Source organism: Thioalkalivibrio sp. XN279 (genome assembly GCF_011089885.1).
Taxonomy (GTDB): domain Bacteria; phylum Pseudomonadota; class Gammaproteobacteria; order Steroidobacterales; family XN24; genus XN24.
On record NZ_JAANBD010000025.1, the window covers coordinates 64,578 to 87,392 of the forward strand.

Consider the following 22,815-nt stretch of genomic DNA (forward strand, 5'->3'; position numbering starts at 1 on the left):
GACCTGCTCGCGTTCCAACGGCCGGTCAGTTGCCTTAGAATGCGTACATCTACTGACCCGCCACGAGTGCCACGCTCCGCGCCATGAGCAAATCCCTTCAGGAACGCTACGCTACAACTCCTCTTTCCGGTGGCAATGCGCCCTATGTCGAGGCGCTCTACGAGCAGTACCTGGAGGATCCCGATTCCGTGGATCCCGGGCTGCGTCGCTGGTTCGACGGCATCGCCGACGGTGGCACAGAAATCCCGCGCGGGCCGATCGAGCAGGCCTTTGCCGCCCGCGCGCTTAAGCCCCGCGCGGCGGCGAGCAGCGGCGTGTCGGACCAGGTGCTGGACAAGCAGGCCGCCGTGCTGCGGCTCATCGAGGCGTACCGGCTGCGCGGGCACCGCATGGCGAAGCTGGATCCACTGGGGCTGGTGGAGCCGCAGCCGTTGCCCGAGCTCGACCCGGCGTTTCATGGCCTGGGCGATGCGGACAACGACACCGTGTTTGCCACGGCCGGCTTCGGCGGTGCTGAGCGGCTCAAGTTCCGTGACATCCGGGCCCGACTGGCACAGGTGTACACCGGCACCATCGCCGCCGAACTCGGCCACATCACCGACACCGAGGAACGGCTCTGGCTGCAACGGCGCTTCGAGGCGGCGGCGGCCGGCGGGCGACTTGAGGCGGCCGAGCGTCGCCACGTGCTGGAGCGGTTGACCGGCGCCGAGGGTATCGAGCGCTACCTGCATACCCGTTATGTCGGGCAGAAGCGCTTCTCGCTGGAGGGCGGCGAGAGCATGATCCCGCTGCTCGGCGACGTCATCCAGCAGGCGGGCGCGCGCGGCATGGAAGAGGTCGTCATCGGCATGGCCCATCGCGGCCGGTTGAACGTGCTGGTCAATGTGCTGGGCAAGCCGCCGAAGGACCTGTTCTCCGAGTTCGAGGGCGCCTACGATCCGATGCAGCGCCGTTCCGGCGACGTCAAATATCATCTCGGCTTCTCCTCGGACATCAGCACGCCGGGCGGCAATATCCACGTCGCGCTGTCGTTCAATCCTTCGCACCTCGAAATCGTCAACCCGGTCGTCACTGGTTCGGTGCGGGCCCGCCAGGACCGGCGTGGCGATCCCATCGGTGCCACCGTGCTGCCGATCCTGATCCACGGCGACGCGGCCTTCGCCGGGCAGGGCGTGGTGATGGAAACCCTGCAGATGTCGCAGACCCGCGGCTTTGCCACCGGCGGGACGCTGCACGTCATCTGCAACAACCAGGTCGGCTTCACCACCAGCCACCCGCAGGACGCCCGCTCCACGCCGTATTGCAGTGACGTGGCGAAGATGATCGAGGCGCCGATTTTCCACGTGAACGGCGACGACCCGGACGCGGTGGGGCTGATCGGCCGGCTGGCCTTCGATTACCGCATGAAGTACCGCAAGGACGTGGTGATCGACCTGGTGTGTTATCGCCGCCACGGCCACAACGAGGCTGACGAGCCGGCGGCCACGCAGCCGACCATGTACAGCGTGGTGCGCAATCATCCGACCACCCGCAAGCTCTACGCCGACCGCCTCGCCGCAGACGGGGTGATCAAGGAAGAAGAGGCCCAGCAGATGGTGGACGCGTACCGCCAGGGCCTGGACGAGGGGCGGGTGGTGTCGGCCTCGGTGGGCTTCGTCGGTAACAAGTTCACGGTCGACTGGACGCGCTTCGACGAGGTCAATTTCAGCCAGCCGGTGCGTACCCGGATCACGCCGCAGCAGGTCAGGGACTTTGCCACGGCGATCACGCATGTGCCGGAGGGGCACAAGCTGCATCCGCGCGTGGAACGCATCATGGCCGATCGCGGGCGCATGGCCGCGGGCGAGATTCCCATGGACTGGGGTTTTGCCGAGACCATGGCCTATGCCAGCCTGGTCACGGAAGGCTACGACGTGCGCATCACCGGCCAGGACAGCGGTCGTGGCACCTTTTTCCATCGCCACGCCGTGCTGCACGACCAGGCGGGCCGCGACCCGTGGATCCCGCTCAAGCACGTGACCGATGACCAGAAGAGCTTCACGGTCATCGACTCGCTGCTGTCCGAGGAGGCCGTGCTGGGTTTCGAGTACGGCTACGCCACCACCAACCCGGACACGCTGGTCATCTGGGAAGCCCAGTTCGGCGACTTCGTCAACGGGGCCCAGGTGGTCATCGACCAGTTCATCAGCTCGGGCGAAACGAAGTGGGGACGTTACTGCGGCCTGATGCTGTTCTTGCCGCACGGCTACGAGGGGCAGGGCCCGGAGCATTCCTCGGCGCGACTCGAACGCTTCCTGCAGCTGTGCGCCGAGCACAACATGTCGGTCGTGGTGCCGTCCAACCCGGCGCAGATGTTCCATCTCATCCGCCGCCAGATGGTCCGGCCTTTCCGCAAGCCCACGGTGGTCATGACGCCGAAGAGCCTGCTGCGCCATAAGCTCTCGGTCTCGCCGCTGGATACGCTCTCCGAGGGCCGCTTCCTGCGCATTATCCCGGAGGTCGACGACATCGCCCCCGAGGCGGTCTCGCGCCTGGTGCTGTGCAGCGGCAAGGTCTACTACGACCTGCTCGAGGCGCGCCGCGAACAGGGGATCGACGACGTCGCCATCGTGCGCGTCGAGCAGCTCTATCCTTTCCCGATCCGCCGCTATGCAGCGCTCATCGAGGAATTCCCTGCGCTCGAGGACGTCGTGTGGTGCCAGGAAGAGCCGCAGAACCAGGGCGCCTGGTACCAGATCCGGCACCGCCTGCAGGAGCCGCTGCATGCAAAGCACCAGCTGTTCTATGCCGGGCGCAAGGGCGCAGCGGCCCCGGCGGCGGGTTACTACGGCTTGCACCAGCAACAACAACAGGCGCTCGTCGAGACGGCCCTCAGCGGCAGCCGTACGGCGCGCCAGAAAGCTACCAGCAATAAAGCGACCAGGAAGAAAGCATGAGTATCGAAGTCAAGGTGCCCCAGCTGCCGGAGTCGGTGGCCGACGCGACGCTCGTCGCCTGGCACAAGTCGCCCGGCGACGCGGTCAGCCGCGATGAGAACCTGGCCGACCTGGAAACCGACAAGGTGGTCCTCGAGGTGCCGGCGCCTGCCGACGGCGTGCTCAAGGAAATCCGCATCTCCGACGGCACCACCGTGACCGCGGGCGAGATCCTGGCGATCCTGGAAGAAGGCGGGCAGGCGGCGGCCAAGGCCGACACGGCCGAGGCGCCCGCCGCTGCCGACGACGAGCCGGAAGAGGACGCAGACGAGAGTGCCGCGGAGCCCGGCAAGGCCTCAGGCAGGCTGAGCCCCTCGGTGCGACGGCTGGTGGAAGAGCACGGGCTGGATCCGGCGGCCATCCCGGGCAGCGGCCGCGACGGCCGCATCTCCAAGGCCGACGTGATGAGCTTCCTCGAGCAGCGCGACAAAGGCGGCAAGCCTGCACCGGCCGCGAAGCCGTCCCCGGCGCCTGCGGCCCCTGCGGCGCCAAGTGGCGCGCGCGAAGAGCGGCGCGTGCCGATGACGCGCATGCGCAGCCGCATCGCCGAGCGCCTCGTCGACGCCCAGGCCACCGCCGCCATGCTCACCTCCTTCAACGAGGTGGACCTCGGCGCGGTGATGGAGATCCGCAAGCGCTACCGCGACAGTTTCGAGAAAAAGCACGGCGTGAAGCTCGGCTTCATGAGCTTCTTCGTCAAGGCCGCCATCGAGGCGCTGCGCAAGTTCCCGGTGGTGAATGCCTCGGTCGAAGGCGGCGACATCATCTACCACGATTACTACGACATCGGGGTTGCGGTCTCGACCGACCGCGGCCTGCTGGTACCGGTGCTGCGCGACGCCGACCTGATGGGCTTCGCCGACATCGAGCGTGCCATCGGTGACTTCGCCGGGCGCGCGCGCGAGGGCAAGATCGGTGTCGACGAGCTCACCGGCGGCACTTTCACCATCACCAACGGCGGCGTGTTCGGCTCGCTGATGTCGACGCCCATCATCAACCCGCCGCAGAGCGCCATCCTCGGCATGCACAAGATCCAGGACCGGCCCATGGTGGTGAACGGCGAGATCAAGATCCGGCCGATGATGTACATCGCGCTGACTTACGATCACCGCATCATCGACGGACGCGAGGCGGTGCAGACCCTGGTCAGCATCAAGGAAAGCCTCGAGGATCCGGCGCGGCTGCTGATCCAGCTTTGATAAAGGTAAAAGAATGAGCGACAGCTACGACGTCATCGTCATCGGCGGCGGCCCCGCCGGTTATCCCGCGGCCATCCGTGCCGCGCAGCACGGCCTCAAGGTCGCCTGTATCGACGACTGGCAGAACTACGACGGCAGCCGCAGCTTCGGCGGCACCTGCCTCAACGCCGGCTGCATCCCCTCCAAGGCGCTGCTGGAGTCCTCCGAGTTGTTTCACCGCGCGCACGAGGAGTTCGGCGTCCACGGCATCAAGACCGGCGGGGTCGAGCTGGACCTGGCCGCCATGCAGAAGCGCAAGGCCGGCATCGTCACGCAGCTCACCGGTGGCATCGGCCAGCTGTTCAAGGCCAACAAGGTTTCGGGAATGCAGGGCCGCGGCCGGTTCCTCGGCGACGGCAAGGTCGAGTTCACGGACCCTGACGGCAAGCAGCAGACCCTGCAGGCGAAACACGTGATCCTCGCCGCCGGCTCGCAGCCCATCGAGCTGAAGAGCGTGCCCTTCGACGGCAAGCAGGTCGTCGACTCCTGGGGCGCGCTCGAGTTCGACACCGTGCCTGGGAAGCTCGGCGTGATCGGCGCCGGCGTCATCGGCCTGGAGCTCGGCAGCGTGTGGAAGCGGCTCGGCTCCGAGGTGGTGATCCTCGAGGCCATGGACACGTTCCTGCCGATGGCCGACGCGCAGATCGCGCGCGACGCGCAGCGCCAGTTCAAGAAGCAGGGCCTCGATATCCGCCTGGGTGCCAAGGTGCAGGGCGCGAAGACCGGCAAGAGCGGCGTCACCCTGAGCTACGAGGACAAGGACGGCACCCACGATCTCAAGGTGGACAAGGTCATCGTCTGCGTGGGGCGCAAGCCCTGCTCAGCCGGGCTGCTCGCCGAGGGCACCGGCGTGGAGACCGACGAGCGCGGCTTCGTCAAGGTGGACGAGGAGTGCCGCACTGGCGTGCAGAACACCTGGGCCGTCGGCGACCTTGTGCGCGGGCCGATGCTCGCGCACAAGGCCACCGAGGAAGGCGTGATGGTGGCGGATCTCATCGCCGGCAAGATCGCCGAGGTGAACTACGAGGTCATCCCCTCGGTGATCTACACCGCGCCCGAGATCGCCTGGGTCGGCAAGACCGAGGCCCAGGCCAAGGAAGCCGGCATCGACTACAAGGTCGGCACCTTCCCCTTCGCCCCCAACGGCCGCGCCAAGGCCATGGAGCAGGCCGCCGGCATGGTGAAGCTCATCGCCAACAAGCGCGACGACTCCCTCATCGGCGCCCACGTGATCGGCCCCATGGCCGGCGAGCTCATCAGCGAGCTCGTCGTGGCCATGGAGTTCCAGGCCAGCATCGAGGACCTCCAGCGCACCATTCATGCGCACCCGACCCTGGCCGAGGCGATCCACGAGGCCGCCCTGGCGGCCGACGGCAAGGCCCTGCACGGCATCAACAAGTAGGCCTCAGGGCGCCTGCACCGGGATGCGCTTGCCCGCGGAATTGGCGGAGCCGAAGGATACCCTCGGGATCGCCGGCGAACTCAGATCCGTGCTCAGGAGCAGCTCGATTGACGACTGGCCGCCGGAGTATGTGTCCCCGCGTAGCGTCGCTTCGGCGCGCACGCTAAGGTACCCGAGATGCTGGCCGGGGAACAGGCAACCAAGGCCGGCGAGCGCTTCGTCCGTTGAATGTTCGAAGCCTGGCCCGCAAAAGACCATCTTCAGGAAGCTGAAGCGGATCTTCCCACCGCCGATGCGCTCCCAGCTGCCGAAGCCGTCGCTGGCCGTCAGGTTGAGAGGTGCCAGCGGAACCGGGTTGGCGTGCAACGATCCGTTGGTCTCCGCCAGCGTGCCGTTGTGATGGAAAGTGAGGAATTCCATGAACGGCGGCGGGGGCTCCGGGGTCTCGGGCGGCGCGCCTGGCGGAAGCGCGGGGAAACTGACCTCCACCAGCCAGGTGCCGACGGGGTCATTGGCGTTGTTGCCTGCCTGAACGGGCATGGCGCCGAGACTGAGCAGCAGGCCGCACAGGGCGGCGAGCCAGGTGGTTTTTTTCATTTCACTGTCCTCTTGTGTTGAGTGTCGGTTAGCGGCGGGTAGAATCGCCTACCTGTAAACGCGACATTCCGACCGAAATCCCGACACCGGGCCAAAGGGGGGCTTGGGAGATGACCGGGTCCAGGGGCCGCGCCGGGCCAGCCGGCGCCGCAAGGGGTGCGTGCCGGTGAGCGGCGAACGCATCACGCGGCTTTTGGAGCAGGCCGAAAACGGCCGGCCCGGCGCTCTCGACGAGGCCGTCACCCTGATGTACCGGGACCTTCACGGCGCTGCCGACCGCCTGTTGCGGGACCGCTACGGCGCCGGCCTGCCCGGGGCCACGCTGGAACCCGCAGCCCTGGTCAACGAGACTTACCTGAGCCTGCTGCGCCAGCGTTCCGGCTACCAGAACCGCAGCCACTTCATCGCCATCGCCAGCCGCCAGATGCTGCGGGTGCTGGCGGATTACGAGCGCGGCAAGGGCCGGCAGAAGCGCGGCGGCGACCAGCTCCGGGTCACGCTGACCGGCGTCGCCGCGGACCTGGTCGCCGCGGACGACACCGGCATCGAGGAGTTCGCCGCGGCGCTGGACCTGCTGGAACAGCTCGATCCCCGCTCGGCCGAGGTGGCCCGCCTGCATTTCGTCTGGGGCCGCGGGCTCGAAGAAGTCGCGACGCTGCTAGGGGTGTCCACCCGCACCATCGAGCGCGACGTGCGTTTCGCGCGGGCCTGGCTGGCCGAGACGCTCGCGGAGGGATCGCGGTGAGTCCCGAGACCTTTGCCGAAATCCGCGCCTTGTTCGATCGCGTCGAGGAGTTGTCGCCGGAGGCTCGCGAGCGCCTGCTCGCGGCGGAGGCGGCGGCACGGCCGCGGGTCGTAGCCGAAGTTCGCCGCCTGCTCGACGCGGAGCCGAGCCGGCTGGCCGCGGTGGAATCCGCGCTCACCGCCGCGCTGGCGGGCCAGGACGGGCGCATGATCGGGGTGTATCGCCTCGAGTCGCTGCTCGGCGAGGGCGGCATGGGCCAGGTCTGGCTGGCCGAGCAAACCAGGCCGATCCGCCGCCGCGTCGCGGTCAAGATGGTCAAGGCCGGCATGGACACGCGCCGGGTCATCGCGCGCTTCGAGGCCGAGCGCCAGGCGCTCGCGACCCTGTCGCACCCCGCGGTCGCAGCCGTGCTGGATGCCGGGGAGACCGCGCTCGGTCGCCCGTATTTCGTCATGGAGTACGTCGACGGGCTGCCGCTGGACCGGTATTGCGACGAGCACCGGCTGGACACGCGGGCGCGCCTGGCGCTGTTCCTGCGGGTCTGCGAGGGCGTCCAGCACGCCCACAACAAGACCATCGTGCACCGCGACCTCAAGCCCTCGAACATCCTGGTCACGACCCAGGAGTCCGGCCCGCAGCCCAAGATCATTGATTTCGGCATTGCCAAGGCGCTGTCGGGCGCGCCGGAGCCGGGCGAGCGGCTGACGGAAATCGGGCGGCCCGTGGGCACGCCGGAATACATGAGCCCGGAGCAGCTGGGGCAAGGCGACGAGGTGGTCGATACCCGCAGCGACGTCTATTCCCTCGGGGTCATGCTCTGCGAGCTGCTGACCGGCTGCCTTCCACATGCCCGGGCGCAGGGCGACACGGCCGGTCCCACTGGCCGCACCGCGCCGGTGTTCGGCCCGACCCAGCCCAGCAGGCTGCTGGCACGCTCCGGCACGCTGGTCGCGGTCGCCCATGCCCGTGCTACGTCCGGGGAGGACCTCCTGCGCCTCGTCCGGGGCGATCTCGACTGGATCATTCTCAAGGCGATCGACCCGGACCCGGAACGCCGTTACGACTCGCCGCGCGCGCTCGCCGCGGACCTCGAGCGCTTCCTCACCGCCCGGCCGGTGCAGGCGCGGCCGCCGACCCTGGGCTACCTGCTTTCGCGCTTCGCCAGGCGGCACCGACTGGCGGTGAGCCTCAGCGTCGCCCTGGCGCTGTCGGTGATCGTGGGGGCAGGGGCCGCCCTGGCAAGCTGGCTGCGCGCACTCGAGGCCGAGCAGGTCGCGCGCCAGGAAGCCGAGACTGCCGGCCAGACAGTGGAGTTCCTCACCGGGCTTTTCAGCGCTGCCGACCCCGCGCTCGGCGGCCGCGCCACGGTGAACATCCTGGAGCTGGTCGAGGCGGGCGCGCGCCGGCTGGAGTCCGGGGAAATTCGCGACCCCGTGGTGGCCGCTTACCTCGCCTCGACCGTCGGCGAGGTCTATAGCAAGCTGTCGGTGCCCGAGCGTGGCTTCGCCTGGCTACTGCGAGCCCACGAGGCGCAATCGCGGTTGCTCGGTCGGGAGCATCCCGACACCCTCAAGACGGCCCGGCGTATTGCGTTCGCCTACTGGGGCTACGGCCCCGTCGAGCGTGGCGTGGCATTCCAGCAACGCGTGGTCGACGCTTACCGGGAGCGCTACGGGGTGGCGGCCGCCGCCACGCTGGACGCGGAGCTGATGCTGGCGCGCATCTGGTTCCGCCTCGGGGAAGGTGCGCGTGCCGAGGCGCTGGCCACCGAGGTGCTGGCGCGCGCGCGAGAGGCGGGCTCCGCCGCCGTGGAACAGGAACTCGCAGCGGGGGCCTTGCTGGCGGCAGCGCTGCGCTCGCAAGGCCGTCTGGCCGAGGCCGAACAGGCGCTGCGGGAAGTCATCGCGGGACGCCGGGAGGCGCTGGGCGCCGATCACATCGACACCGCCGCCGCCGAGCAGATGCTTGCCGCGGTCCTGGTCGCGCTAGGCAATTTCGAAGAGGCCGAGGCCCTGATCGATTCCTTGCGCGGCAAGGTCCTGACGGCCTTCGGGCCCGGCCACAAGGCGGAGTTCCGCCTGCTGAGCAACGAGGCCCTGCTGCGCCGCGCGCAGGGGCGGCTGCCGGAGGCCGAGGCCCTCGAGCGCCGGGTGCTGGCAGGCTTCAGGGGCATGCTGGAACCGGGTCACCCGGATATCGGCCTGGCAGCACGCGCGCTGGCCGAGACGCTGCTGGCGCAGGGCCGGCACGCGGATGCCGAGGCGCTGCTGCTGGACGCGCTGCGCGAGGAGCGACGGGCCAACGGGGGCCTGGGCCCGAACGCCAGGCCGACAATCGCGATGCTCGAGCGCATCCACACCGAGCAGGGGATGCCGGAGCGGACCGCGGTCCTGCTCGCCGCGCTGGAGGCAGGCTGAAGACTCAGGCTTTCCGCCGCACCGAAGTCACGTTCGGCAGGCGCCCGATCCGGTGCAACAACCGGCTCAGGTGCTCGAGGCTGCCGATGCCGGCGGTGATGTCGATCGTGGCCTGGTGGATCGAGCGCTCGGTGCGCGTGGTCATGGCGTTGATGTCGATCTTTTCGTCGGCGAGCAGCGCCGAGATGTCGCGTATGAGCCCGGTGCGATCCCACGCCTGGACCTCGATTTCCACCGGGTAGCTGGCGTGCTCGCGCCGTCCCCAGTCCACCGACATGAGCCGCTCCGGATGCTCCGCCTGCAAGCGCAGCAGGTTCTTGCAGTTGGCGCGGTGGATGGACACGCCGCGGCCCTGGGTGATGTAGCCGGCAATCGGTTCCGGCGGCAAGGGACGGCAACAGCGCGCGAAATTGGTCATGAGGTCGCCGACACCCGAGATGGATACGGCGGCCTCGGTGTAGGCGGGCCGGCGTGCCTTGACCTGGACTTCCTCGGTGACTGCCGGTTGCGCCGCCGGGGCCTCGCGTTCGCAGGCGGCGATCACGGCCGGCAGCGTGAGGTCACCGGCACCCACGGCCAGCCAGAGCTGTTCCTCGCCGTGCAGCCCGAAGCGCGCCGCGACGTGATCGAGGTCGGCCTCGAGTCCCAGCCGGGCGAGTTCCTTTTCCAGGGTCTGCTTCCCGGAGCGGCGGTTCTGGTCCTGGTCCTGCTGGCGGAACCACGAGCGAACCTTGCTGCGGCTGCGCGGCGAGGCCAGGTAACCGGCCTGCGGCAGCAGCCAGTCGCGGCTGGGGCGGGCGTTCTTGGCGGTGAGGATCTCCACCTTGTCGCCGTTCTTCAGCTGGTGCGTCAGCTGCACCATGCGGCCGTTCACGCGCGCGCCGCGACAGTGGTGCCCGATGTTCGTGTGCACCTGGTAGGCGAAATCCAGCGGCGTGGCCCCGGCCGGCATGTCCACCACGTCGCCTGCAGGCGTGAAGGCGTAGACGCGGTCCTCGAAGATCTCGGTACGCAGCTGTTCCAGCAGGTCGCGATCGGCTTCGCCTTCTTCTCCGGGCGCGAGCAGCTGGCGCAGCCAGTTGATTTTCTGCTCGAAGGCCGGGTCGCCGCGGCCGCCTTCCTTGTAGCGCCAGTGGGCAGCGACGCCGAGCTCGGCATGCTCGTGCATTTCCCGGGTGCGGATCTGCACTTCCAGCGGTTCCTGTCCCGGGCCGAGCACGGCGGTGTGCAGCGAGCGGTAGAAATTGCCCTTGGGGTTGGCGATGTAATCGTCGAACTCCCCGGCGATGTAAGGCCACAGGCTGTGCACCTGGCCGAGCACTGCATAACACTCGGGGATGGTGTCGACCAGCACGCGCACGGCGCTGATGTCGAACACCTGCTCGATGCCCACGTGCTTGCGCTGCATCTTGCGCCAGATGCTGTAGATATGCTTCGGACGGCCGTCGATTTCGCCGCGGATACCGGCCTTGGCCAGCTCGGCGCGCAGGATGCGCAGCACCTCCTCGATGCGGGCTTCGCGCCCCTCGCGCGTCTGCTTCAGGTACTGGGCGATGCCGCGATAGGTTGCCGGCTCCAGGTAGCGGAAAGCCAGGTCCTCCATCTGCCACTTGAAATGCCAGATGCCGAGACGGTTCGCCAGCGGGGCGAAGATTTCGCGCGTCTCCATCGCGATGCGCTCACGCGACTCCGGCTCAACGTCCCGGGCGTGCTGCAGGCGGTCGAGCTGGTCCGCCAGGCGCACCAGCACCAGGCGGACGTCCGCCACGATGGCCAGCAGCATCTTGCGCAGGGTCTCCGCCTGCGGGCCGGGGAGGGGTGTGCCGGAACTCCAGTTCTCGGGCAGGCCGAAAGAGCCGAGGCGCTGCAGTTCATCGATCCGTCGCCGCATCTCGGGCCCGTATCGCCTGGCGAGCGCCTCGCCGGTGATCGCTCCGGCGGCGACCAGCGGGTAGAGTACGGCTGCGGCGCGAATTTCCGGCTCCGCCCGGATTTCCTCGAGCAGGGCGGCAATCGCGAGCCCGCGGCCCGCAGCCGATTCATGGCCAGCGGCGGCAAGGTCGCGGGCCTGGACGGTCGCGGCCGCAAGGACGGATTCCGGGGAACTGTTATCCAGGGCGTCGGTCTGCATGTAGGTGTGAAAAAATTCCGTTTATAATACCGAACCTAACAGTTCTTTCTTAAAGTCGATTTGGAGGTCTTATCATGGCGCGCTGGCTGGCCCTGTTGCCGATTCTCGCTTTTTCCACCGTCGCTGCTGCGGCGAACGGGATCGATCTCAACGTAAACGATAAGGCGGTGCGGGTCACGGGGGAGCTCCAGTTGCGCCGCGATATCGTGTTCGATGCAAGTATCTACCACCATGACGACCGCGGCGACGTCTTCGGCGTGGGCATCCATGCCACTGGCGCCGCAACCGGTGGCCCCAATCCGCTGCGCGCTGGCCTGGGCGCCCGGCTGTTCCGCATCGACGCAGACGTCGGCGCGCGAGATTCGGGCACCGCGCTGCCGCTGGGCGGCTTCATGAATTACCGCATCCCGGGGTACGACCGTTTCAGCGTGGGCGGCAGCATGTACTACTCGCCGGACGTGCTTTCTTTCAGCGACGTGCGCAAGTACTGGGAATACAATGCCTGGGCGGCGTACGACGTGTTTCGCGCCGGGCAGGTGTACCTCGGCGTGCGCGGCATCAAGGCGGACTTCGAAGACAGCCCGGAAGTGACCTTCGACACCGGGGCGCACGTCGGCCTGCGGCTCAAGTTCTGATCCGCCCGCCCTCCGGAACGACATTCGAACAGGGTAAAATCCCGATTTCACTCACCCTGCAGGAACTCCATGGCTGGCCACAGTAAATGGGCGAACATCAAGCACCGCAAGGACGCCCAGGACAAGAAGCGCGGCAAGATCTTCACCAAGCTGATTCGCGAGATCACCAGCGCGGCGCGCGCCGGTGACCCGGATCCCGGCATGAATCCCCGCCTGCGCCTGGCCATCGACAAGGCCAAGGCGGCGAGCGTGCCCAAGGACACCATCGAGCGTGCCTGGAAGCGCGGCGCAGGCGAAGACGGCGGCGCGGATTACCAGGAAGTGCGCTACGAGGGCTATGCGCCGGGTGGCGTCGCCGTGCTGGTGGAATGCCTGACGGACAACCGCAACCGTACCGTCGGCGAGGTGCGGCATGCCTTTACCAAGTGCGGCGGCAACCTCGGCGCGGACGGCAGCGTCTCGTATCTCTTCCAGCATTGCGGGGTGCTCAGTTACCCCTCCGGCACGCACGAAGAAAGCCTGCTCAACGCCGCGCTCGAGGCCGGCGCCGAGGATGTGGTGGCGAACGAGGACGGCTCCTTCGACGTGCTTGCGGCGCCGTCCGATTTCGAGCAGGTGCGCGACGCGCTCGTGGCTGCGGGGCTCGAGCCGGAAGAGGCCGAGGTGACCATGCGGGCCGCCACCGGCGTGGAGGTGGATGGGGACGATGCCGACCAGGTGCTCAAGCTGCTGGAGATGCTCGAAGACCTGGACGACGTGCAGGATGTATACAGCAACGCAGAACTTTCGGATGAAGTGCTCGCGGGCGCCTGAACGGGGCCCGGGCGGAGGCGGATGACGGCGTCACTGACCATCCTCGGCATCGACCCCGGTTCGCAGGTGACCGGCTTTGGCGTCATCACCGCCCGGGGGACGACGCTGGCCTACCGGGCCAGCGGCTGCATCCGTACCGGCGGCGGCGAAATGGCCGCGCGACTGCGCATCATCTTCGAGGGCGCTGCACGCCTGGTGGAACAGTACGCCCCGGACGAAATCTGTATCGAGCGGGTGTTCATGCACCGCAACGCGGACAGTGCCCTGAAGCTGGGCCACGCGCGCGCGGCGGCACTGTGCGGCACTTTTACCCGGCCCGTCCCGGTGCACGAGTATGCCGCCCGCGAAGTGAAGCAGGCGGTCACCGGCAGCGGCGGCGCCGAGAAGTCGCAGGTCGCGCACATGGTGCGCCGCTTGCTCGCCCTGGAAGGGCCATTGGCGGCCGATGCGGCGGATGCGCTGGCCGTGGCGATCTGCCACGCCCAGTTGCGCGGTGGCCGTGCCCTGAGGGCCCAGCTCACGGCAGGAGGGCGCGCATGATCGGTTTTCTCAAGGGCGTCCTGGCAGCAAAGCATCCGCCGCAACTGCTGGTGGATGTCGGCGGCGTGGGCTACGAGATCGATGCCCCCATGTCCACCTTTTACCAGTTGCCCGAGACGGGCGAGCCCGTGCACCTGCTCACCCACCTGCTGGTGCGCGAGGACGCGCACGTGCTCTACGGCTTCGCCACGGAGCAGGAGCGGCAGCTGTTTCGCAACCTGATCAAGGTCGGCGGCGTGGGCGCGCGGACTGCGCTCGCCATCCTCTCGGGCATCAGCGTGGAGGCCTTCGCGCGCTGCGTGCAGGCCGAGGACGCGGTCTCGCTGACGAAGATCCCGGGGGTGGGGCGCAAGACCGCCGAGCGTCTCATCGTGGAGATGCGCGACCGGTTGAAGCAGACCGGCGCCGGCGTGGCGCAGTCGATCTCGACCGGCGCCACCGGCTCGCCGTCCGACGAGGCTTTCGGCGCCCTGGTGGCGCTCGGTTACCGCCCCGCCGAGGCGCAGCGCCTGCTGAAGCTGGTGGAAGACAAGGCGGACTCGACCGAGGCCATGATCCGCGCGGCGCTGCAGGCGGCAGCAAGGTGAGCACATGATCGAGCACGATCGCCTGGTGACCGCGGCCGCGGGGAGCGAGGACGAGGCGCTGGACCGGGCCATTCGGCCGCGGCTGCTGGATGACTATGTCGGCCAGTCCTCGGTGCGCCGCCAGATGGAGATCTTCATCAAGGCCGCGCGGCAGCGCCAGGAAGCGCTGGACCACGTGCTGATTTTCGGTCCGCCCGGACTGGGCAAGACGACGCTGGCGCATATCGTGGCCAACGAGCTCGGCGTCCACCTGCGCCACACCTCGGGCCCGGTGCTGGAGCGTGCCGGCGACCTGGCGGCCATCCTGACCAATCTCGAGCCGCGCGACGTGCTGTTCGTGGACGAGATTCACCGCCTCAGCCCCGTGGTCGAGGAAATCCTTTATCCGGCCATGGAAGATTTCCAGCTCGACATCATCATCGGCGAGGGGCCGGGCGCGCGCTCGATCAAGATCGACCTGCCGCCTTTCACGCTGGTGGGTGCGACCACGCGTGCCGGGCTACTCACCTCGCCGCTCAGGGACCGCTTCGGCATCGTGCAGCGGCTCGAGTTCTACGACGACCAGGAGCTGACGCGCATCGTGACGCGTTCGGCGGGGATCCTCGACGTGCCGGCGGACCCTGAGGGCGCGCACGAGATCGCGCGGCGCTCCCGCGGCACGCCGCGCATCGCCAACCGCCTCCTGCGCCGGGTGCGGGACTACGCCCAGGTCGAGGGCGGCGGTCATATCGACGCCGCCGTGGCCCGGGCGGCCATGGACATGCTCGAGGTCGATCCGCGCGGTTTCGACCAGATGGACCGGCGCCTGCTGCTGACCATCATGGAGAAGTTCGACGGCGGGCCGGTCGGGGTCGACAGCCTCGCCGCCGCGATCGGCGAGGAGCGCGGCACCATCGAGGACGTGCTGGAGCCGTTCCTCATCCAGCAGGGACTGATGATGCGCACGGCGCGCGGCCGCATGGCGACGCGCCAGGCCTACCTGCATTTCGGGCTCCCGGCCCCCTCGCGGGCGCTGGATCCCGAGACCCTGTCGCTGTTCGAGCAGGGCGAGTCGGCGTCGCCGGGTTCGGAATGATGGACGCGCGGCTGGCGGCGCCCTTCGCCTGGCGTGTGCGCGTGTATTACGAGGACACCGACCTCGGCGGGGTGGTGTACTACGCCAATTACCTCAAGTACCTGGAGCGCGCCCGCAGCGAATGGCTGCGCCACCTCGGCGTGTCCCAGTCCGCCCTGCTGGCGGAGGCGGGCCTGCTGTTCGCCATCACGGCCGTCAACATCCGTTACCTCAGGCCGGCGCGCTTCGAGGACGAGCTGGTCGTATCCGTGGCGCTCGAGCGCATGCGCCGCGCCAGCATGAGTTTCAGCCAGTCCATCAGGCGCGACACGGCCGATGGGGAACTGTTGTGCACGGCGGAAGTCACAGCAGCGTGCCTGCGCGCGCAGGACATGCGACCTGCGCCGCTCCCGCCGCATCTTTTCCAGGAGTAGAGCCAGCATGCAACACGACCTATCCATCCTGAGACTCATCCTGGAAGCCAGCCTGGTGGTGCAGCTGGTGATGGCGCTGCTGCTGCTCGCATCGGTGGCCTCATGGGCGGTGATCATCCAGAAGAACCGGGTCCTGAACAGCGCCCGCTCGCAGGCCGAGGGTTTCGAAAAGGAGTTCTGGTCCGGCGGCGACCTCAACGGCCTGTATCGCCGCATCTCGGCACGCGAGAGCGCCTCCACCGGCATGGCGGGCATCTTCGAGGCCGGCTTTCGCGAGTTCAGCCGGTTGCGCAAGCAGGAGGACCTGCAGGCCAGCCAGGTGGTGGAAGGGGCGCGGCGCGCCATGCTGGTGTCGCAGATGCGCGAGGCGGACCGGCTGGAGCAGAACCTGGCCTTTCTTGCCACGGTGGGCTCGACCAGTCCCTACGTCGGGCTGTTCGGCACCGTGTGGGGCATCATGAACGCCTTCATCGCGCTGGGTAACGTGCAGCAGGCCACGCTGGCCATGGTCGCGCCGGGCATCGCCGAAGCGCTCATCGCCACGGCCATGGGCTTGTTTGCGGCCATCCCGGCCGTCATCGCCTATAACCGCTACGCCGACACCGTGACGCGCCTGGAAAGCCGCTACGACACCTTCATGGAGGAGTTCTCCACCATCCTGCAGCGGCACGCGCGGCGCGCGGCGGAGGCCTGAGCATGCCTCCCGGTCGCCGCGGCCGCCGGCTCATGGGCGAGATCAACGTCGTGCCGTACATCGACGTGATGCTGGTGCTATTGATCATCTTCATGGTGACGGCCCCGTTGTTGACGCAGGGCATCGAGGTGGAACTGCCCAAGGTGGGCGCACAGCCGCTGGATCCTGCGGACTACCTCGACGAGGAGGCGCTGGTGCTCTCGGTCGATGCCGCGGGCAACCTCTACCTGAATTTCGGCGAGCGCACTGCGCCCGTCAGCGTGGAAGACGCGACCGAGCAGGCCAGGGCGTTGCTCAGCCGGGGACCGGACAGGCCGGTGCTCGTCCGCGCCGACGCGCGTGCCAGCTACGGCGACGTCGCACTCGCCATGCGGGTATTGCAGGACGCGGGCGCCGGACAGATCGGCATGGTGACCGATCCCGAGGAACTGAACATTCCGGGAGGCCGCTAGGCCGTGCTCGATTTCCTGCAGCAGCACGCGCGGGCCCTGGTGCTGGCGGGCTTGATGCACGCGGCGCTGATCGCCGTGCTGGTGCTGGGCCTGCCCGGCCTGCCGGTGACCCAGGTCGGCGCCCCGCCGGTGGAGCGCCCGCCGGTGCAGGCCGTGGCGGTCAGCGAGGCCGACCTGCGCGCGGTGGAGCAGCAACGCGAGGCCGACCGGCAGGCGGAGCTGCGCCGCCAGCGCGAGGCGGAGGAAGCGCGCCGCCTCGAGCAGCTGCGCATCCAGCGCGAGCGCGAGGCCGCCGAACAGCAGGCGCGCGCCGAAGCCGAACGCCAGGCCGAGGCGCAGCGGGCTGCGGAAGCGGCTCGCAAGGCAGAGGAAGCGCGCAAGGTCGAGGAAGCCCGCCAGGCCGAGGCGGCGCGCAAGGCCGAGGAAGCGAAGCGTGCCGAGGAGGCGCGCAAGGCGGAGGAGGCCAGGCGCAAGGAAGAGGCGCGCAAGGCGGAGGAAGCCCGGCGTGCCGAGGAGGCGCGCAAGGCGGCCGAGGCAGCGGCACGGCGCGAAGCAGAGCGCCTGGCCGCAGAAAAACGTGCGCAGGAGGAGCGCCAGCGGCAGCTGGCGGCGCAGATCGAGGAGGAACAACGCATCATGCGCCTGCGCACGTCGCAGGAGTATGGTGCCTGGCTGGGCGCGATCCAGTCCCAGGTCCAGCGCAACTGGAACCGGCCGCCATCGGCTCGTCCCGGGCTGCAATGCGAAGTCCGCGTCGGGCTGATCCCGGGCATGGAAGTCGTCAGCGCGGAAATCGTAAGCTGCAACGGCGACGATGCCGTGCGCCGCTCCATCCTGGCGGCAGTGGAACGGGCCTCGCCGTTGCCTCGCCCTTCCGATCCCGCACTTTTCGAGCGCAGTATTGTCTTCATATTCAAGCCCGAGGATTGAACCGACCCATGAGCCAACGCATCGCCGCCCTGTTCGCCTTCCTTTTCCTGCTCGTGCCTGCGGCGCAGGCCGAGCTGCGCATCGAGATCACCCAGGGCGTGAGCGAGGCGGTACCCATCGCCGTGGTGCCGTTCGGCTACACAGGAGAGGGCAGGCCGGCGCTCGACCTGGCTGCGGTGATCGACAGCGACCTGGCCTCGAGCGGGCGTTTTGCACCCATGGACCGACGTGACATGGTGGCGCGGCCGACGCGCGCCGAGGACGTGCGGCTGGATGACTGGCGCCTGCTGAAGACCGACATCCTGGTGATCGGGCAGGTCAGCCCGCTGGACGGCGACCGCTACGCGGTGGAGTTCCAGGTTTTCGACGTCTTTCGTGGCGAGCCCCTGATGGCTTTCAGCCTCACGGCGGCGGCTGCGAACCTGCGCGGCGCGGCGCACCGCATCGCCGACATGATCTTCGAGCGGCTCACCGGCGTGCCCGGCATTTTCTCGACCCGCATCGCCTACGTCACCGTCGACAAGTCCGGCGAGCGGAATCGCTACCGGCTGTGGCTCGCGGATGCGGACGGCGCCCGGCAAACCGCGATCGCCGAGTCATCCCAGCCGATCATGTCCCCCGCGTGGGCGCCGGACGGCCGGCGCATCGCCTACGTGTCCTTCGAGTCGGGCGTGTCGCGCATTTTCGTGCAGGAAGTGGCCACGGGGCGGCGTGAGGTGGTGTCGGGCCAGCCGGGTATCAACTCCGCCCCCGCATGGTCGCCCGACGGCCGCAAGCTTGCGCTCGTCCTCGGCGGCGTGGACGGCAATCTCGACATCCACGTGCTCTCGCTGGACTCGGGCCGGCTGCAGCAGGTCACGCGACACCCCGCCATCGACACCGAGCCCGACTGGGCACCGGATGGCCGCAGCCTGTATTTCACTTCGGACCGGGCCGGCCGGCCGCAGGTGTATCGCGTGGGCCTGGACGGCGACACCCCGCGACGCGTGACCTTCGAAGGCGTGTACAACGCGCGGCCGCGCATTTCGCCGGACGGCTCGCAGCTGGCCGTGGTGCACAACGACCGGGGGAATTTCCGTATCGCGCTGTTCGACCTGGCGCGCGGCTCGCTGCGGGTGTTGTCCGAAGGGCGCCAGGACGAGTCGCCGAGTTTCGCCCCCAACGGCAGCATGGTCATCTACGCCACGCGTGATGGCGGCCGCGGCGTGCTGGCGGCGACATCCACCGACGGGCGCGTGAAGCAGCGCATCGCGACCACCGAGGGAGAAGTGCGCGAGCCGGTGTGGTCGCCTTACCCCCGCTAGTGCGAACAGTTAACATAGTGCAACTTATCGCCACGCCACCTGCGGCGCGGCAAGGCCAAGAGGAACAAAACGCCATGTCCATGCGCAAGATTTTCATCGTGCTCGCCAGCGCGCTCGTGCTCGCCGCCTGCACCCGGACGACCGAGCCCGAGGAACCGGTTTCCGGCTCCGCCGTGGAGCCGGAGGACGGCTTCGTCACCCAGCCGTTGCCCGACGACGGCAGCTACGTCAATGGCCGCCCGGTGGAAGGCGGCTTCGGCGCCGGGGAAGGCGCCGAGGCGCTGTTGGGCCGGTCCATCATTTATTTCGACTTCGACTCCGCCGCGATCCGCGCCGAGTACACCGAGACGCTGGCGGCGCACGCCGACGAGCTGGTGGGCAATCCCGCCCTGACGGTCCGCCTCGAGGGACACACCGACGAGCGCGGTTCACGCGAGTACAACATCGGCCTGGGTGAGCGCCGTGCACAGGCGGTGCGCCGTGCGCTCATGCTCCAGGGCGTGCCCGCCGCGCAGCTGACCACGGTGAGCTACGGTGAAGAGCAGCCGGCCGTGACGGGGAGCGACGAGGAGGCCTGGGCCATGAACCGCCGCGTCGAGATCGTGTACCCGCAATGAACATGCGCAAGACCTGGCTGGTACTGGCAAGTGCCGCCTTGCTTGGCGGCTGCCTGCTGCCCCCCGAGGAAGATCCCGTGCTGATCAAGCTCGAGGAACTCGACCGTCGCGTCGGCGCGATCGAGCGCGTGGTACGCAACGAGAGCCTGTTGCAGATCGCCACCGAGCTCGAGGTGCTGCGCGAGGAAGTGCGTGGCCTGCGCGGCGCTTCCGAGGCGCTGCAGTACGAGGCGGAGAATGCCGCCACGCGGCAGCGCGACCAGTACCTCGACCTCGACCAGCGCCTGCAGTCGCTGGAACGCCGTACGCGCGGGGGGCAGCCTGAAGACGCAGTCGAGGGGCTGCCGGGGGGCGGTGCGTTGGCCGTGCCTGTGCCGGTGACGCCGGCGCCGGCCGCGAACGGGTCGGCCGGAAACGTGTCGGCCGGCAACGGCCAGGCCGCCTACCAGGCGGCGCTGGAGCTGCTGCGCCAGGGACGTTATGCCCAGGCCGAGGAGGCGTTCCGCCAGTTCCTGGCGGATTTCCCCGACAGCGACCTGGTCGATAACGGCTTGTACTGGCTGGCCGAGACCCATTACGTCAACCGGGACTTCGAGACGGCCCTTGCCACCTTCCGCCAGGTGCTCGAGAAGCATCCGAACTCGCGCAAGGCGCCGGATGCACTCTTGAAGGCGGGCTTCTGCGAGTACGAGTTGCAGCGCTTCGACGAGGCGCAGGCAACGCTACAGGCCGTGATGGAACAATATCCCGACTCGACGGCGGCGCGGCTGGCGACGCAGCGGCTCGAACGCATCCGCTCCGAGCAGCGTTAACGGCAGATGAGCGCGGCGAGCGAGGAGGCCGTGCGCGCCGAGGCGGCGCTGCGGATCACCGAGATATTCCTTTCGGTGCAGGGCGAGGCGAGCAGCGTCGGCTGGCCGACGGTGTTCGTGCGCCTGACCGGTTGTCCCCTGCGCTGCACTTATTGCGACACGGCCTACGCATTCCACGGCGGCGAGCGGCTGTCACTGGACGAGATACTGGCCCGTGTCGCCGGCCACGGCGTGCGCCACGTCTGCGTCACCGGCGGTGAGCCGCTGGCGCAGCGCGCCTGCCTCGACCTGGTGACGCGCCTGTGCGACGCCGGATACGCCGTGTCGGTGGAAACCAGCGGCGCGCTGGATATCGGCGGCCTGGATCCGCGTGCGCAGCGCGTGATGGACGTCAAGACGCCGGCCTCGGGAGAATCCGCCCGCAACCTTCCCACCAACCTGGACGCGTTGCGCCGCCAGGACTGCGCCAAGTTCGTCGTCTGCGACCGCGCCGATTACGATTGGGCGCGGCAGTTCGTCAGTGAACACGGCCTGGCGACGCGCTGCGAGGTGCTGTTCTCGCCGTGCTGGGGCCGGGTGGCGCCGGCAGCGCTGGCGGAGTGGATCCTTGCGGACCGGCTCCCGGTCCGTTTCCAGTTGCAGCTGCACAAGGTCCTGTGGGGCGATGTCCCGGGACGGTGATACGTCGGCCGCACGTGCGGTCGTGCTGCTGTCCGGCGGCCTGGACTCGGCCACCGTCCTCGCCGCCGCGGTGCACGCGGGACTCGAGTGCCACACGCTGAGCTTCCGTTACGGCCAGCGCCACGACGCGGAGCTGGTCGCGGCAGCGCGCATCTCCACCGCCCTGGGGGCGGCTTCGCACCGCGTCATCGGCATCGACCTGGGCACGGTCGGCGGCTCGGCGCTGACCGATCCGGATATCGCGGTTCCCGAGGCGCCGTCCGCGGGCATCCCGGTGACCTACGTGCCGGCGCGCAACAGCGTTTTCCTGGCTCTCGGGATGGGCCTCGCCGAGGTGCTGGAGGCCGACGAACTGCACATCGGCGTGAACGCCGTGGACTATTCCGGATATCCGGATTGCCGCCCCGAGTTCATCGCGGCCTTTACGCGCGTGGCCGCGCTGGCGACGCGTCGCGCGGTGGAGGGCAGGCCGCTGTGCATCCAGGCGCCGCTGATCGAGCTCAGCAAGGCGGACATCATTCGTTGGGGCGTCGCACTCGGCGTGGACTATGCGCTCACCGTATCCTGCTACCAGGCCGACGCGGACGGGACCGCCTGCGGCCGCTGCGATGCGTGTCGCCTGCGTCGCGAGGGCTTCGCGGCGGCCGGCGTGCCCGACCCGACCCGATACCGCAGCCCGGAGTGATGGGCTAAACTGTCGCGCCCGCGGGACCTGCCCGCGCGTGTCCCGCCCGTAAGGGCCGTTAGCTCAATCGGTAGAGCAGCGGGCTTTTAACCCGTTGGTTCTGGGTTCGAGTCCCAGGCGGCCCACCATTCACTCCTGCACGCAGCCTATCGCGGCGGTGCGCCGTGGCGTCCCTGGCCGGCGCTGAAAGCCGCTGCACCGTCACGGGCTTCAGTGCGCAGGGCGTCCAGCCCGGCGGCAAACTCGGCCTGCAGCGCCGCCATCTCGTCGGGAAACACCCCGTAGCGCAGGGCGTCGCGGTCGCTGCGCAGGCAGGCCTGTGGCGCCTCAGCCAGCGCAGCGGCAAGCGCGAGGGCGGCAGAAAGCGCGGCGCCGTGTTCGACGACGCGGTCGCACAGGCCGATGGCGAGGCATTCCTCGGCATCGATCCGCCGCCCGCTGAGCACCAGGTCCAGGGCGCGGCCCAGGCCGACGATGCGCGGCAGCCGGACAGTGCCGCCGTCGATCAGCGGTACGCCCCAGCGCCGGCACAGCACGCCCATCCAGGCGCTGCGCTCCATCACCCGCAGGTCGCACCACAACGCCAGTTCCATGCCGCCGGCGACCGCGGGTCCGGCGATCGCCGCGATCACCGGCTTGCTCAAGCGCAATCGCGTCGGTCCCATCGGGCCGAGGGGCGGCTCGCCGCGCTCGCCGAAATGCAATTGCGCCAGCCAGGCATCGGCCTGCCCGGCGGCCAGGGTCTTGAGGTCGAAGCCGGCACAAAAGCTGTCGCCGCTCCCGGTCAGCACGGCGACCGCGGCGTCGGCATCGGCTTCGAAAGCCAGCATCGCGTGGTAGAGCTGCAAGGCGGTAGCCGGGTCTACGGCGTTGCGCACGCCCGGCCGGGCAAGCGAGATCACGGTGACGTGCCCCTGGCGGGTGCTTTCGACGGTCCGTGGCGAGGTCTGGTCGATGGGCTCGGACATGTTCGTAAGCTATTGATTTGAAATGGGACTGCGCGACATGTTACCCTGCCTTGACTCGACGTGACGACCTGGAGACCGCTGCTCGCGCGGCGCCTAGCCGATGA

The 22,815-nt window shown here is 68.8% G+C and carries 22 protein-coding genes and 1 tRNA gene; 20 read left to right on the forward strand and 3 right to left on the reverse strand.

Annotated features, from left to right (window positions below; genetic code table 11):
* Positions 1 to 83: 83 nt before the first annotated feature.
* Genes G8346_RS05120 through lpdA form a run of 3 tightly spaced genes read left to right on the forward strand, consistent with a single transcriptional unit; the run spans position 84 to position 5,615 of the window.
* Positions 84 to 2,936: a 2-oxoglutarate dehydrogenase E1 component gene (locus G8346_RS05120; protein ID WP_166048873.1), complete on the forward strand. Its 2,853-nt coding sequence runs from the start codon at positions 84 to 86 to the stop codon at positions 2,934 to 2,936.
* Positions 2,933 to 4,174: a 2-oxoglutarate dehydrogenase complex dihydrolipoyllysine-residue succinyltransferase gene (gene odhB / locus G8346_RS05125; protein ID WP_166048875.1), complete on the forward strand. Its 1,242-nt coding sequence runs from the start codon at positions 2,933 to 2,935 to the stop codon at positions 4,172 to 4,174. The genes G8346_RS05120 and odhB overlap by 4 nt, the downstream gene beginning before the upstream one ends.
* A gap of 13 nt (positions 4,175 to 4,187) precedes the next feature.
* Positions 4,188 to 5,615 (forward strand): dihydrolipoyl dehydrogenase, encoded by a 1,428-nt coding sequence (lpdA, locus tag G8346_RS05130; protein WP_166048877.1) that lies wholly within the window; start codon positions 4,188 to 4,190, stop codon positions 5,613 to 5,615.
* A 3-nt stretch (positions 5,616 to 5,618) separates the two neighbouring features.
* Here the strand turns inward: lpdA and G8346_RS05135 are convergent, their stop codons facing one another.
* Entirely contained in the window at positions 5,619 to 6,212 is a 594-nt protein-coding gene (locus G8346_RS05135; protein WP_166048879.1) for a hypothetical protein, read from the reverse strand.
* Between the two features lie 166 nt (positions 6,213 to 6,378).
* On the opposite strand from G8346_RS05135, the gene G8346_RS05140 reads away from it, so the two are divergent.
* Together G8346_RS05140 and G8346_RS05145 are read left to right on the forward strand one after the other, a co-directional pair.
* The gene (locus G8346_RS05140) at positions 6,379 to 6,957 is read left to right on the forward strand and encodes an ECF-type sigma factor (protein WP_166048881.1); all 579 of its coding nucleotides are present in this window, start codon (positions 6,379 to 6,381) and stop codon (positions 6,955 to 6,957) included.
* Positions 6,954 to 9,374: a serine/threonine-protein kinase gene (locus tag G8346_RS05145; RefSeq protein WP_166048883.1), complete on the forward strand. Its 2,421-nt coding sequence runs from the start codon at positions 6,954 to 6,956 to the stop codon at positions 9,372 to 9,374. Before G8346_RS05140 ends, G8346_RS05145 begins: the two co-directional genes overlap by 4 nt.
* Positions 9,375 to 9,378: 4 nt before the next feature.
* Here G8346_RS05145 and G8346_RS05150 read toward each other — a convergent pair whose 3' ends face one another.
* Entirely contained in the window at positions 9,379 to 11,505 is a 2,127-nt protein-coding gene (locus G8346_RS05150; RefSeq protein WP_166048885.1) for a bifunctional (p)ppGpp synthetase/guanosine-3',5'-bis(diphosphate) 3'-pyrophosphohydrolase, read from the reverse strand.
* A gap of 74 nt (positions 11,506 to 11,579) precedes the next feature.
* On the opposite strand from G8346_RS05150, the gene G8346_RS05155 reads away from it, so the two are divergent.
* From G8346_RS05155 to G8346_RS05225, 15 genes are all read left to right on the forward strand, one after another.
* Positions 11,580 to 12,140, forward strand: a complete 561-nt coding sequence (locus G8346_RS05155; protein WP_166048887.1) for a YfaZ family outer membrane protein — start codon at positions 11,580 to 11,582, stop codon at positions 12,138 to 12,140.
* A gap of 69 nt (positions 12,141 to 12,209) precedes the next feature.
* Positions 12,210 to 12,953, forward strand: a complete 744-nt coding sequence (locus G8346_RS05160; RefSeq protein WP_166048889.1) for a YebC/PmpR family DNA-binding transcriptional regulator — start codon at positions 12,210 to 12,212, stop codon at positions 12,951 to 12,953.
* A gap of 21 nt (positions 12,954 to 12,974) precedes the next feature.
* Positions 12,975 to 13,493, forward strand: coding sequence for a crossover junction endodeoxyribonuclease RuvC (gene ruvC / locus G8346_RS05165; RefSeq protein WP_166048891.1), 519 nt, complete (start codon positions 12,975 to 12,977; stop codon positions 13,491 to 13,493).
* On the forward strand, positions 13,490 to 14,080 hold the full coding sequence (ruvA, locus tag G8346_RS05170) for a Holliday junction branch migration protein RuvA (RefSeq protein WP_166048893.1): 591 nt from the start codon (positions 13,490 to 13,492) through the stop codon (positions 14,078 to 14,080). Before ruvC ends, ruvA begins: the two co-directional genes overlap by 4 nt.
* Before the next feature lie 4 nt (positions 14,081 to 14,084).
* Complete coding sequence (ruvB, locus tag G8346_RS05175; protein ID WP_166048895.1) at positions 14,085 to 15,155, forward strand: Holliday junction branch migration DNA helicase RuvB; 1,071 nt, start codon at positions 14,085 to 14,087, stop codon at positions 15,153 to 15,155.
* The gene (gene ybgC / locus G8346_RS05180) at positions 15,152 to 15,568 is read left to right on the forward strand and encodes a tol-pal system-associated acyl-CoA thioesterase (protein WP_304940779.1); all 417 of its coding nucleotides are present in this window, start codon (positions 15,152 to 15,154) and stop codon (positions 15,566 to 15,568) included. The genes ruvB and ybgC overlap by 4 nt, the downstream gene beginning before the upstream one ends.
* A 7-nt stretch (positions 15,569 to 15,575) precedes the next feature.
* Positions 15,576 to 16,262, forward strand: a complete 687-nt coding sequence (gene tolQ, locus G8346_RS05185; RefSeq protein ID WP_166048897.1) for a protein TolQ — start codon at positions 15,576 to 15,578, stop codon at positions 16,260 to 16,262.
* 2 nt (positions 16,263 to 16,264) lie between these two features.
* On the forward strand, positions 16,265 to 16,714 hold the full coding sequence (locus G8346_RS05190) for an ExbD/TolR family protein (RefSeq protein ID WP_166048899.1): 450 nt from the start codon (positions 16,265 to 16,267) through the stop codon (positions 16,712 to 16,714).
* Between the two features lie 3 nt (positions 16,715 to 16,717).
* Positions 16,718 to 17,644, forward strand: coding sequence for a cell envelope integrity protein TolA (gene tolA / locus G8346_RS05195; protein WP_166048901.1), 927 nt, complete (start codon positions 16,718 to 16,720; stop codon positions 17,642 to 17,644).
* Between the two features lie 8 nt (positions 17,645 to 17,652).
* Positions 17,653 to 18,948: a Tol-Pal system beta propeller repeat protein TolB gene (gene tolB, locus G8346_RS05200; RefSeq protein ID WP_166048903.1), complete on the forward strand. Its 1,296-nt coding sequence runs from the start codon at positions 17,653 to 17,655 to the stop codon at positions 18,946 to 18,948.
* A gap of 74 nt (positions 18,949 to 19,022) precedes the next feature.
* The gene (pal, locus tag G8346_RS05205) at positions 19,023 to 19,565 is read left to right on the forward strand and encodes a peptidoglycan-associated lipoprotein Pal (protein ID WP_166048905.1); all 543 of its coding nucleotides are present in this window, start codon (positions 19,023 to 19,025) and stop codon (positions 19,563 to 19,565) included.
* Positions 19,562 to 20,377: a tol-pal system protein YbgF gene (gene ybgF, locus G8346_RS05210; RefSeq protein WP_166048907.1), complete on the forward strand. Its 816-nt coding sequence runs from the start codon at positions 19,562 to 19,564 to the stop codon at positions 20,375 to 20,377. The genes pal and ybgF overlap by 4 nt, the downstream gene beginning before the upstream one ends.
* A 6-nt stretch (positions 20,378 to 20,383) precedes the next feature.
* On the forward strand, positions 20,384 to 21,058 hold the full coding sequence (queE, locus tag G8346_RS05215) for a 7-carboxy-7-deazaguanine synthase QueE (RefSeq protein ID WP_166048909.1): 675 nt from the start codon (positions 20,384 to 20,386) through the stop codon (positions 21,056 to 21,058).
* On the forward strand, positions 21,042 to 21,743 hold the full coding sequence (queC, locus tag G8346_RS05220; RefSeq protein ID WP_166048911.1) for a 7-cyano-7-deazaguanine synthase QueC: 702 nt from the start codon (positions 21,042 to 21,044) through the stop codon (positions 21,741 to 21,743). Before queE ends, queC begins: the two co-directional genes overlap by 17 nt.
* Before the next feature lie 52 nt (positions 21,744 to 21,795).
* Positions 21,796 to 21,871: transfer RNA gene (locus tag G8346_RS05225), tRNA-Lys, on the forward strand.
* 18 nt (positions 21,872 to 21,889) lie between these two features.
* Here G8346_RS05225 and G8346_RS05230 read toward each other — a convergent pair.
* Positions 21,890 to 22,711 carry a crotonase/enoyl-CoA hydratase family protein gene (locus tag G8346_RS05230; protein WP_166048913.1) on the reverse strand — a complete coding sequence of 274 codons (822 nt, stop codon included), beginning with the start codon at positions 22,709 to 22,711 and terminating at the stop codon, positions 21,890 to 21,892.
* Positions 22,712 to 22,815: the final 104 nt, after the last annotated feature.